Below are 11,332 nucleotides of genomic sequence, written 5' to 3'. Positions count from 1 at the left end.
ACAACCAAAAGTGCGGACTAGTACATCCAGTTCACACTAAAACCCGTAGTGAAATCATCGGTTTTAAAATATTCTGGCTTTTTCAACGGCGCACCGACAAATGCGTCATAGCTGACCGACTTAAATACCTGTCCACGTAAGCCCACAACCGCACCCAGCAAACTGGTGCCAACCAATGGATTTGGATAGTGTGCAGTGGTTCCGCCCACCTGACCATAATCAATGCCGCTGTACCATTGCATCGGAAGTCTCGCAATCGAGCCACTCAGTTCATTGCGAACCAAGAAACCATTATCGGCCATCAAGGTCTGCTCACCATCGTAACCACGCACGGTATAACGGTTACCAATCGAGAAGCGGTCTTGAGGAGTCAATGCTTTTTTACTGTTTTGCATCCGCCATTCGGCCAGATACTGTAAGTTCTGTTGTCCCACTCGAAATGGCACTTGTAAACTGGCATTGGCCTGTAAAATACCAACATGCGTATACGCTTCACCAAACGCTTCTTCTGGGGCACGCATGGCATTAAATGCACCTGTACCGCGTTTATACGTCAGATTGCCTGACAGTGTGGCATTGGAGAGATATTCACTATGCTCTAAACTGGCTTTCCAGCCTGCCGTTTTTCGACGCTGTACTTCGACTTCAACATCATTGATAAAGTTCTGTGATTCACGATACCAGCCCCCCACACTGGCAGAGGTCTTGCGCTTGGCATCACGATACAATACCCGCGATAAATCAATTCCAATCAGCTTGCTTTTACCACTATAGTTATAGCTTTCACTCGCACCTGCAACTGTTTGGTTATAATTGGATTGACTATAACTGCTACTGAGTAACCAATATTGATAAGGAATGCTATAACTGAGATAGAAACCATCAGTTCCCCGTTTACCAGAATCACCGCCCCCCAAGTCATGATTATAGCTGCCATAGAATAGGTCATTGGCAGTCAACAGGTTATCTAGAGATAAGGTTGCAGTCCCTTGGTATTTACCAGTTGAATCTGATCCTGCATCATCAATGCCTAGATGCAGACGATAAGGTTTGGATTGCTGCCAAGCCAACTCCAGATCACTATAACCTGGCTCAGCTCGTTGCTCGGAAGGCTTAATCTTGAAATCGGCCTCGACGGTAGGCACACGCTTAAAATTTTCCAAGCCTTGCTCAATATCACGAACATTGAGAATGTCGCCTGATTTGACAGGTAAGGCATTGAACTTATGCGCGCGTTTTGAAGTACCTTCGATAAACTGAACTTGGTCGACCTTACCGGCAATCACTTTAAGCTGGATCGTACCCGAGGCAATATTCTGCTGCGGCAATAGCATACGTGTCGTGACATAACCGTGACTAATCAAGCTGTTTTGAATCAGATCGAGTGCCTGATTGAGCCCTTGTACCCCAATACAGCGTCCAATCAGATTATATTGGCCTTGGGTAACCGGACGCATGGCAAAAGTAAATTGACGTGCATCCTCACCCATTAACACAAATTTTTTAATTTCAAAACAGACATCTTCACTATGCGATTTCAAATATTGTAGTTGAGGTGCTGTCTGTAATTGTGTTTCCAAGCCTGTTTGAACCGATGGCTCAGGTTGTAATTGCTTTTGTAAAGCCTCATCACGTTGTTGCTGACGCTGGATTGCATCTGCCGCTAGAACATTACGTGGTGGCGGTTCAGCCGCATAAATAGAAGTACCAAGTAAACTTAACATAATGAATATTTGGTTTTTTTTGATTTTTTTTAGGTTCATATCAAACAAATAGTAAGAAATTTCAGGTGAATTATTACCAATTGATTACGCTCTGTAAATAAAAAAATTAATTTTTCTCATTTTTTTTAATTTAAGTGACGAGATTAACAATAAATATACATCATTATAAAAAGCCAACAATTTATCAAGTTTTAAAAAAGCACATAGCTACTTTATGAGATCATTTTAAAAATAGGTTCATAAGCGGATTAACATGATCGTTGAACTAATTTATAAGAGAATAATTCTCAAGTCTAACAATTCGTTACTTGTGGTTAAGGCTGCTTCTTGGCATCGTTTGTCAGTTGCTTCATTATAGGAATCTCCTACCTATGGCCAGCCCAGCGCAAGCTATAAGACATAAACTACTTAATACTTTTTTTTCCAGACATTCCGTTTGGTTTCTTTGTATTTTTACTGCTTTAACTATTACTTGGTTTAAATTTACTTATACCCCACATACAATTTACTATTTTATTTCTGATACGCTTTTAAACGGTCTCTGGCTGGTAACAGGGCTACTCAGTATCGTCGGTTTACATGATCTATTACAAAAGAAGCATGCGATCTTAAGAAACTATCCAATTCTTGGACATTTCCGCTTTCTATTTGAGGATGTTCGCCCCGAAATTCGCCAATACTTTATTGAATCAGATCAGGATGCCCTGCCTTTTTCACGGATGCAACGTAGTCTGGTGTATCAGCGCGCTAAGAATGAAAATGCAGATAAACCTTTTGGTTCAATCATTGATGTCTATGACCCGAATTATCGCTTTATTGTACATTCCATTGCGCCTTGTCCACCTGCAAATCCAGAATCATTCCGTGTCACGGTGGGGAATGCACAATGTAGCCAGCCCTATAGTGCATCGATTATGAATATTTCGGCGATGAGCTTTGGTAGTTTGAGTGCAAATGCCATTCGTGCCCTGAATAAAGGTGCAAATTTAGGTAACTTTTATCACGATACAGGTGAAGGCAGCCTAAGTCCCTACCATCTAGAGCATGGTGGAGATATTGTCTGGCAAATTGCCAGCGGTTATTTTGGCTGTCGTACCCCTGAAGGTTTATTTGACCCAGATAAGTTTGCACAGCAAGCCAAGAACCCGAATATTAAAATGATCGAGGTGAAACTCTCACAAGGAGCAAAACCAGGACACGGCGGTATTTTACCAAAACATAAAATTACTGAAGAAATTGCACGTATCCGTGGTATTTCCAGAGATCATGACTGTGTTTCGCCATCCAAACATCCAAGTTTCAACACTCCAATTGAAATGATGCATTTCATCCAGAAACTTCGAGAATTATCAGGTGGTAAACCTGTCGGTTTTAAGCTGTGTATTGGTCAACCTTGGCAATTCATGAGCATTATCAAGGCCATGTTAGAAACCAAAATTGTGCCTGACTTTGTGGTGGTTGATGGTTCGGAAGGTGGTACGGGCGCAGCACCAATCGAGTTTAGTGACTATATTGGTACACCACTCAGAGAGGGCTTACGTTTTGTCCACAATACTTTAGTGGGTGCCGGACTACGCGACCAAGTCAAAATCGGTGCCAGTGGTAAAATGATCAGTGCATTCGATATTGCCAGTACCTTTGCCTTAGGGGCAGACTGGGTCAATTCTGCGCGTGGTTTTATGTTTGCAGTCGGATGTATTCAGGCACAAAGCTGTCACACTAACCAATGCCCTGTTGGTGTTGCCACTCAGGATAAAGATCGCCAGAAAGCCATCGACGTACCAAGTAAGGCTGAACGAGTGTTTAACTTCCATAAAAACACCCTGCATGCTCTATCAGAAATGATTGCTGCGGCAGGGCTAAATCACCCATCAGACATCAAAGCACACCATTTGGCACAACGCATGAATGACCGTGAAATTAAAAACTATGCACAGATTCATTTCTTCTTGAAAGAAAATGAATTGCTACATAGTGATTTAAATGATGACGACAATTTCTACTATCGTATGTGGAAAATGGCAGACGCAAATCAATTCTAAAGTCCAAAAAAAGCCACCATATGGTGGCTTTTTTTGATTTAACACTGAATACACTATCGACTAATCAAACGATAAATGCCGAAGATAGCCACCATTAAAATGACTAAAAATTTGAGATAAGACGCCCAACTATATTCCGAGCCTTTTCCTTGCCAAACCTGAACTTCAACAGACTGAAATTGAATATTTGAAGCTTCCATCAATTCTGCGTAAATATCATAATTCATACCATTACTTTGCTCACTCACCGAAAATGGATCCGAGCTAATGACCAATAGTAAAGGCTCGTTTAAATCATAAGAATGCTTATCATCACTTTGAAAAACCTCAGGATGGTAACCATTAGAAGCTTCACTTTGCACGCCCCCAATCCATTTTACCGCAACCTTACCTTGTTGTTGGGCAGTGCCTTTAATGACTATAACAAAACGATATGGATTTTTACTGTGCTCTGCTTGAAAACTTATCCCCACATGAGGTCTTTTAAAAGTGTCCTTTGGTTTTTCAATAACAGCTTGATTTAAGGCACCAATTTCACTCGGCGTTAAAAGAATGGAGTTAACCAAACTTTCTCCATATTCTCCATTCTTAGGCGCATGAGCAACTTTTCCACATGCGAATAACCCTAAAGTCATGATTAGCAAAAATATCAATCGAAGGCATTGATCTTTAAAATTTAGGTGAGCATGCACAAAGATTCTTTTCATTTAAAAAACACTCACCGAAATATGTCTGTTTAACATCCAACGAATCACTGGAGCTTGTTCTTCCTGAGGTAAAGACAAAATATATTCAAAAGTTCGTATCACCACTTCACACTGTTTATTTTTGTCTGCAGCAGTTTCTCCAGCATTGAGTAAATTGGCATCCTGACCATAATCTTGTCGTAATTTATCTGCAATTCCTGTCCATGTTGACGGTGCCTGCATGTGATCAACAGGAGATCGCTTCCCTTTATGCGTCAAAATATAAGTTAATGCTGCCGCTGTTTGCTGCTGTGTCGTTATACTCAACAATGCTTTTCGCTCTTCAATACTGGTCTTGCTGTACAAAGGAAATGCGATTGGAAAACAGTTTCCTTTGCGTTTAGCATCATACAGTTGTTGCAAATAGGCCTTTGTCCACAATCGTTGTCCTTCATCATCCGCTTGTTTTTCCACAATATCTCGCAACTTCCACCATAATGTACTACTCACAGCAGCCAGCATTTCATTCGACTGTACCGACGCATTTGCTGTTTGCTGAATAGTCTCGTATTCTTTAGGTAGATGCTGTTTCAAAGGCTGAAGTAAAATAATCTGATCCAAGTTCTGTTGCCGCTGTCCAATAGGATTCTGATTGTTTGACTGATCTGATACTGGATCGTGATGAGAACAACGATTTAGCAGAAAGAAAATTATGAAGATAGCCCCAATTACAATAAATGCTGATTTCATGGATATTTACCAATTCATTGTTAATTTTTTACACACCAATCCTTTGAATACAGGATCGCTCTATCTTTTGAATGGACAAGTCGGACTCTTCTGAGTCAATAATGTATTAGTGGTTGCATTACAACTGACATATACACTCCCATCATCCGTGCACACTCTTGCCGCATAAAACTGGCTGTTATTTTCGACCAATTGAGATCGGTGGTCAGAATAACGAGCAAATCGCTGTAAAGCCATAATCCGTTGTTTGCATTCAGCAAATTCAACAATTACTCGTTGGAATTGTGATTGTCTCGTTTCTGTTCTGGTTTTGTTATTTGCTAAATCCTGAGTATATGCATTTTTCTCATAACTCATGGCTTGTTGGCGCTGTTGTTGCATCGATCGACAATCTCCCGAGAAACCATCGGCAGCTGATCCTGTACATGCTGTTCTTTGCGCTGTTTTAGTTGTACATGGCTTACTTTGGTATGTTGTTCCCTGATTTGTTACGCACTTATATAGCTCTTGTGCGAAGACAGCAGAAGAAAAACATAACAATATAAAGACACACAGCCCCCTTAATGTACCTTTTCCCATTATTTCCCCAAATATCTAAAATTTATTGATATTTTTATGATGTAAAAAATTCTATCATTTAAATAATAGTGAAAAAAGCAAAATTAATAATAATGATGATTTGGTTTGGCATGTAAAAAAGCAGGAATCAATCCGGTAAGTGCAGCACGAATATCTGCACGCTCATTAATCAATTGATGTGACCCTTCTTCTAACATCAATAAGGTCTGCAACCTAAACTTACGACGGATATATTCGATGTTATAGCGCCAATCTACAGTTTGATCCAACGCACCTTGTGCCAACCAGACTGGAATACGACATGCTGGTCGTTGCTCCATTTCCAACATCCATTTTGACATCGCCAGAATCCAGTCCATCCCCATCATGCGAGGCTGTAGAGGATCTTTTAGGCGGACAAAACGTAAAAATTCGGGGTTATGATTATTACGGCGGAAATGTCGTGGTACTTGGCTTTTGATTCGACGAATAATACCGAGCCCAACAGAGTTATGCCACCATGCTGTTTTTGCTGGCCGAATCAATGGCGATAATAATAACACGCGATCAACAATGGGGTCTTCGCGGCGTTCGGCATACTCAAGTAAATGGTGCATCCAAATCGCCCCCCCTGTACTTTGCCCAATCCCTAACCAGGGCTTCGGTAATTGTTTCGCACCACGTACACCATCATAAACAGCATGTAAAACCTGCTGATAATGATCAAAGTTTTGGATACTGGCTGGTGAACCATTACTAAGACCATGACCAGGAAGATCATAAGTAACTACACTAAAACCTTGATCAAGAATTTCTTTAATAATCGGTTGATAAATGCCGCTATGTTCCAGATAACCATGAAGTAAACACACCGTGCCCTGTATGCTTTGTTGTTTTGGCTGAAATACCTGAACGTGTAGGCGAAACAAAGGCATTTCCACATAACCTTGCCAATGTTCACAATCCAGTAAATGCAAACCGTATAACTTACGATACGCCTGTAATGGTTTTGAGATTTCAGTGACGCTGGATAAATCCAGAGGTTCAAGTACCTGTGGGGTCGTCTCCCGATTCGGAACGGGTAAATCCAGTTGTTTTAGAATTGTCGGATTCAAAAATGGAATATCGGACATTATGGTATCTCTCGACAATCACTTGAGCCAAATAACATATCACGAATTGTTGCGAGCATTTCATAATTGGCCCGACGACTATGGTCATAGTTTTGTTCACTCGGGCGCCACTGGGTTAGCGTCGTAGGCATTGGTGCAATCACAGGCACCGTTTCAATGCCGTTTAAAGCAAATAAACGTCGTGTACGCGGCATGTGATATTCATCCGTAATCAGAATCACGGTAGGCGCACCACCTTTCTTTTGTAATAATAAAGAACTGAATCTCGAATTTTCACAAGTATTCATACTCCGATTTTCAAGCAGCTTTGCATCTACGCCACGTTCTTTTAACCAAGCTTGCATATAAGGCGCTTCAACCCCACTGAGCACAATCGGTAAAGCGTATTTTTTCTCTACTTGCAAGGTTTTTTCCAAGCGTAAACGGGTGTAGTTATTCACCACAATATCTTTACCATTCGCACCGAGCGTAAGTCCGCCGCCCAACACCACTATCGCATTCGGTTGCGACAGGCTTTGCTGCTCAACCATATTCTCTTTACTATTTTTTAGCTCAATCAAATCTTTATTGGTCTGATCTTTGTTGTCTTCATTGACAGGCAATGCAATCGGATAAGTCTCTAAGAATGCAATATATTTACCCACGAGTGCCTGATTATCGGGTGTATTCCACTGTAGAAAATCCAGTGGTGTATTAATCACAACCGCCGAACTTTCCTGATCTCGTACAGGTTGCTGATCGTTCATTAATGGAATATTGGTCTGTTTTTTCTGGTCCTGCGTTTCTTTGTCCTGTTCTTCTGCAATCAACGCTTGCAGCAATTTATAACGCGCTTGAATCAATCTTAAGTTTTCTGACTTTTCAGATTGAAGTGCTTTCTCCATCAGTTTCAGATAAGCCTGTCGAGCGATCCATAAATTGGAACCTGGTTCCAGAGTTTCATGCTCGCTTAGAGCAGCAGGTCGCTGGCTTTGTGCTGCAACTTCATTGACATCAACAGGAACAAAACGATTTAACCCTTTAACAACCAGTTGTGAGTAAAAAGGCGAGTATAAAAAAAGCACAAAACAGCCCAATAGCACGAATAATATGGTAATTACCCGTACCAAACTGACCATCCAATGCATTTTCGCCATAGATTTCTTTACCCAAGATGATGAGGCTGGATTAATCCTTGTTCACTATATAACACAGGTTCAGGTTCAAGTTGAATACTAAACTTTTGTTTTACATCACTTTGTACAGCTTGATAGGTCGCTTGTACATCAGCAAGTGTCGCCTCAGCATAATTAACCAAGACCAAAGCCTGTTTCTGAAACATCCCCACCGAACCAAGTTGCTTACCTTTCCAGCCAGCTTGATCGATTAACCAGCCTGCTGCCACTTTAACATTGCTATTGGTTTGCGGATAATGCGGAATGTTTGGAAATTGTTGAGTAATTTTGTCGAATTCTACTTGTGTCAAAATCGGGTTTTTAAAAAAACTACCGACATTCGGAAACTCTTTCGGATTCGGTAATTTACTTTGGCGAATATAAATTACCTGATTTTGTAAATTTTCCGCTGTAAGTTCATCACCGACTGCTTGTTTGAGATCACCATAATTCAGTTTAAGCTCTGCTTCTTTCAGCAGTTTGAAAGTCACACTGACAATGATGTAACGATTCGGGTGGTCTTTAAAAATACTATGGCGATACGCAAAATGACAATCTTGGGCTGTGATCGAAGTAAACTGCTTCAATTCACGATCATAGACTTGCACAGATTCAATGAACTCACCAGCTTCCACACCATAAGCACCAATATTCTGTACAGGTGAAGCACCAACCAAACCAGGAATCAATGCAAGATTTTGCAAGCCAAACCATTGTTGTTGTGTACTATATACAACAAAGTCATGCCAAACTTGCCCAGCCCCCACTTTGACAGTAATGCTATCTTCATCCTCAGTCTGAAGCTCTATTCCCTGAATATTCAAATGTAAGACCAAAGCTTGAATCTGCTGTGGCAATAACACATTACTCCCACCAGACAGCACTAAAACATTCAAATGTTGTTGCTCGGCGAAAGCTAAAGCTTCAATTATCTCTTCAGCATGATTGATTTGAATATAATGCGAAGCAATAGCATTCAAATTTAATGTATTTAAGTTCTTGAGCTGAACCTGCGCTTGTACCTGCATATTAAATTAAACCCTATTACCTGCTTTCATCTGTTTTTTAAAAATACCAACCCATGCTTGGCTGCTAGACTCACATTGGTCAAGCACACGGTCAAAACCATCCGCTCCACCATAATAAGGATCTGGTACCGCTTGTTGACTAAAATGCGGATCATGTTGACTCATCAACGCCAGCTTAGCACGGATCTGATCAGCACCAAATTGACGTACTGCCTGTGACATGAGCGTTTGAATATCATTAAAATTCTCATGATCCATGGCAAGAATGAGATCAAACTCAATAAAATCAGCTAAAGTAATCTGTCTTGCGCGTAGCTGGGATAAATCATAACCACGTTTTAGCGCATGTTTTTGACTACGTTCATCTGGCGCTTTATTTGGATGATAATTACTAGTTCCTGCGGAATCGACGACCACATTGAGGTGAGATTCATCACAATAATGTCTGAGAATTGCCTCTGCTGTTGGAGAACGGCAAATATTTCCTAAACAGACACATAACACCTTATATGGCCTTGCCATTAAAAAATCACTCCGATGCCATGTTTTATAAGGAGTTTTAAAAATTGCATGCAAGATTCCTGCAAAATAAATACAAAATGAATGAATGCCATTATGCATGTGTTAACTATTCAGATATCTGGTATTTTGTCAAAAATTACAGGGATTTGAAAGGAATTAGTGTTTAACCTTATTGTATATTTTTCATAAATGTTTACTTTTTAGTAATTAACAGTCTGTATAAATTAACCGAACATAACTCGCTTAAAAAAAATTTTACATTCTGAAATGTGACTAGTTTTTTCTAATTGTATAAAATAAAGACTACTTTCTATTTTTTGACGGTATTGTATTTGAAAGTTAAAGCAGTCATTCTTCAGGATGAAGATTCAAAATTACATAAACTCAAAAGAGTTCAAGACTCAGTATATGACTCAGCCAAAAAGAGCAGAGTCTCAACTTGGTTGTGGATCTATGCCGAAACCGCAGAATTTTTTAATTTTGATATCTGGGATGAACTAGACAACGCCTATCTAAATAAAGTTATTCACTATAAAAACAAGCTTTATAAAGTTATTGAAATTAACTCCACAGATAAAATTAGATACTCATAAATCTCTAAGCAAGCAGTGCAGCTTCTATCGTCAAGACATTGGTTTAGCGGTATCTAACTTAGCAAAATTTAAAAGTATGGGTGGATACCACGTTGGTTTAGCCCTACTTTTTTCCGCACATGGGTCTGAGTCTCATTCAGTAATGCCTCTAGTAAACCTTCCAGATTCTGATCAGTCAGGGCTGAAGGTAAAAATTCTTCATGACCTAGCCGACTAAAATAGATATCAACCTTTGAGCTTTTTTGCACGTATTTCATAGACCAACTTTTAAAACTGTATTTCTGAATTTGTTTAACATCAAATTCAATAATAGAAGTGTGCCTAATATCCCGTTTGATATGGTCAAACAGAGGAAGAACAACAAAGTCCTCTCCCTCTAAACATTGAAAAAAAGAATTATTGGCGTAATACAGTACACCAAAAACATTATTTTTAGCGTTGAAGTCTCTAGCTATGGTTAAGATGTTACTTAGATCATCAATCAAGTCATCAGCTTGACCTTGACGTGAGCTTGCATAGCACAATTGAATTTTCATATTTTTCTCATATCTAGAATGCTATGGACGGTTTACATTTATTAATTTACATCAAAAACATATGGCTCTGTCGCATATTCTGAAGCTAGAAGCTCTATGAACGTAGGAATAGAGTCAGTTGTGAGTAAAAATGGATTAAAATCATCTCTATGATTTTCTAAGAAGAAATCACCTAGCCTTTTATTAATAGGTGCAAATTTCATGTTCCAGTGTTTAAAAAGTCCAACATCGCATTTTTCATAAAATAAGATCTCGCAATTCTTATGACGATTATCTTTTAAAATTTTTTGATAAAATAGCTCATCAATTTTACTTCTGCGGCCTTCTAAACACTGAACAAAGTAACCATGCCCATAATAAAGAACGCCAGTGATGTCGTTACGAGAATTGAAGTCTACTGCTCTATCAAGAATTTTCAATAAATCTTGTTTAAGGTCTGGATAGACATTAGAAGCCTTACTTGCATACAAAAGTCTCACGAACTCCATTTGGGTAACATCCAGCTATAAAATTAGATAATAGGAAAAGGTTAAAAATTCAACTCAAAGTACTGAGCTAATAAATCTAACCATTGATAAAAACCCAAAATACAGGTCTTTGTTTTTA

12 protein-coding genes are annotated in these 11,332 nt (G+C 39.5%); 2 read left to right on the top strand and 10 right to left on the bottom strand.

The features are described from left to right. Positions 1-17 precede the first annotated feature (17 nt). Positions 18-1,724, bottom strand: a complete 1,707-nt coding sequence (locus Aba26S_RS01465; RefSeq protein WP_005241182.1) for a ShlB/FhaC/HecB family hemolysin secretion/activation protein — start codon at positions 1,722-1,724, stop codon at positions 18-20. A 371-nt stretch (positions 1,725-2,095) separates the two neighbouring features. Between Aba26S_RS01465 and Aba26S_RS01460 the strand changes: the two genes are divergently transcribed. Then, a complete protein-coding gene (locus Aba26S_RS01460) occupies positions 2,096-3,766 on the top strand; it encodes an FMN-binding glutamate synthase family protein (protein WP_043969830.1) in 1,671 nt (556 codons plus the stop codon). A gap of 53 nt (positions 3,767-3,819) precedes the next feature. Here the strand turns inward: Aba26S_RS01460 and Aba26S_RS01455 are convergent, their stop codons facing one another. From Aba26S_RS01455 to Aba26S_RS01425, 7 genes are all read right to left on the bottom strand, one after another. After that, positions 3,820-4,473, bottom strand: a complete 654-nt coding sequence (locus tag Aba26S_RS01455; protein ID WP_043969829.1) for a hypothetical protein — start codon at positions 4,471-4,473, stop codon at positions 3,820-3,822. Next, positions 4,474-5,202 carry a hypothetical protein gene (locus Aba26S_RS01450; protein ID WP_043969828.1) on the bottom strand — a complete coding sequence of 243 codons (729 nt, stop codon included), beginning with the start codon at positions 5,200-5,202 and terminating at the stop codon, positions 4,474-4,476. It lies immediately after the preceding gene. Positions 5,203-5,262: 60 nt separating this feature from the next. After that, entirely contained in the window at positions 5,263-5,781 is a 519-nt protein-coding gene (locus Aba26S_RS01445; protein ID WP_026040186.1) for a DUF4124 domain-containing protein, read from the bottom strand. Positions 5,782-5,864: 83 nt separating this feature from the next. Then, positions 5,865-6,893 (bottom strand): alpha/beta hydrolase, encoded by a 1,029-nt coding sequence (locus Aba26S_RS01440; RefSeq protein ID WP_043969827.1) that lies wholly within the window; start codon positions 6,891-6,893, stop codon positions 5,865-5,867. Next, a complete protein-coding gene (locus Aba26S_RS01435) occupies positions 6,893-8,029 on the bottom strand; it encodes a YdcF family protein (protein ID WP_005241174.1) in 1,137 nt (378 codons plus the stop codon). The genes Aba26S_RS01440 and Aba26S_RS01435 overlap by 1 nt, the downstream gene beginning before the upstream one ends. Before the next feature lie 8 nt (positions 8,030-8,037). Continuing rightward, a complete protein-coding gene (murB, locus tag Aba26S_RS01430) occupies positions 8,038-9,075 on the bottom strand; it encodes a UDP-N-acetylmuramate dehydrogenase (protein ID WP_005241173.1) in 1,038 nt (345 codons plus the stop codon). A gap of 6 nt (positions 9,076-9,081) precedes the next feature. Further along, entirely contained in the window at positions 9,082-9,597 is a 516-nt protein-coding gene (locus Aba26S_RS01425; protein ID WP_005241171.1) for a low molecular weight protein-tyrosine-phosphatase, read from the bottom strand. Between the two features lie 332 nt (positions 9,598-9,929). Here Aba26S_RS01425 and Aba26S_RS01420 point away from each other — a divergent pair, with 332 nt between their 5' ends. Continuing rightward, positions 9,930-10,190 carry a hypothetical protein gene (locus Aba26S_RS01420; RefSeq protein ID WP_043969940.1) on the top strand — a complete coding sequence of 87 codons (261 nt, stop codon included), beginning with the start codon at positions 9,930-9,932 and terminating at the stop codon, positions 10,188-10,190. A gap of 68 nt (positions 10,191-10,258) precedes the next feature. On the opposite strand, the gene Aba26S_RS01415 is transcribed toward Aba26S_RS01420, so the two are convergent. After that, entirely contained in the window at positions 10,259-10,726 is a 468-nt protein-coding gene (locus tag Aba26S_RS01415) for a BLUF domain-containing protein (RefSeq protein ID WP_043969826.1), read from the bottom strand. 41 nt (positions 10,727-10,767) lie between these two features. Further along, positions 10,768-11,214 carry a BLUF domain-containing protein gene (locus Aba26S_RS01410; RefSeq protein WP_005241167.1) on the bottom strand — a complete coding sequence of 149 codons (447 nt, stop codon included), beginning with the start codon at positions 11,212-11,214 and terminating at the stop codon, positions 10,768-10,770. Positions 11,215-11,332: the final 118 nt, after the last annotated feature.

The organism is Acinetobacter sp. NBRC 110496 (assembly GCF_000876115.1).
Taxonomy (GTDB): domain Bacteria; phylum Pseudomonadota; class Gammaproteobacteria; order Pseudomonadales; family Moraxellaceae; genus Acinetobacter.
This window is presented reverse-complemented; position numbering and strand designations above follow the sequence as displayed.

Coding starts and splice junctions, on each gene's coding strand:
- Aba26S_RS01465 (WP_005241182.1), bottom strand. CDS start 1,724: ATGTTAAGTTTACTTGGTACTTCTATTTATGCGGCTGAACCGCCACCA.
- Aba26S_RS01460 (WP_043969830.1), top strand. CDS start 2,096: ATGGCCAGCCCAGCGCAAGCTATAAGACATAAACTACTTAATACTTTT.
- Aba26S_RS01455 (WP_043969829.1), bottom strand. CDS start 4,473: ATGAAAAGAATCTTTGTGCATGCTCACCTAAATTTTAAAGATCAATGC.
- Aba26S_RS01450 (WP_043969828.1), bottom strand. CDS start 5,202: ATGAAATCAGCATTTATTGTAATTGGGGCTATCTTCATAATTTTCTTT.
- Aba26S_RS01445 (WP_026040186.1), bottom strand. CDS start 5,781: ATGGGAAAAGGTACATTAAGGGGGCTGTGTGTCTTTATATTGTTATGT.
- Aba26S_RS01440 (WP_043969827.1), bottom strand. CDS start 6,893: ATGTCCGATATTCCATTTTTGAATCCGACAATTCTAAAACAACTGGAT.
- Aba26S_RS01435 (WP_005241174.1), bottom strand. CDS start 8,029: ATGGCGAAAATGCATTGGATGGTCAGTTTGGTACGGGTAATTACCATA.
- murB (WP_005241173.1), bottom strand. CDS start 9,075: ATGCAGGTACAAGCGCAGGTTCAGCTCAAGAACTTAAATACATTAAAT.
- Aba26S_RS01425 (WP_005241171.1), bottom strand. CDS start 9,597: ATGGCAAGGCCATATAAGGTGTTATGTGTCTGTTTAGGAAATATTTGC.
- Aba26S_RS01415 (WP_043969826.1), bottom strand. CDS start 10,726: ATGAAAATTCAATTGTGCTATGCAAGCTCACGTCAAGGTCAAGCTGAT.
- Aba26S_RS01410 (WP_005241167.1), bottom strand. CDS start 11,214: ATGGAGTTCGTGAGACTTTTGTATGCAAGTAAGGCTTCTAATGTCTAT.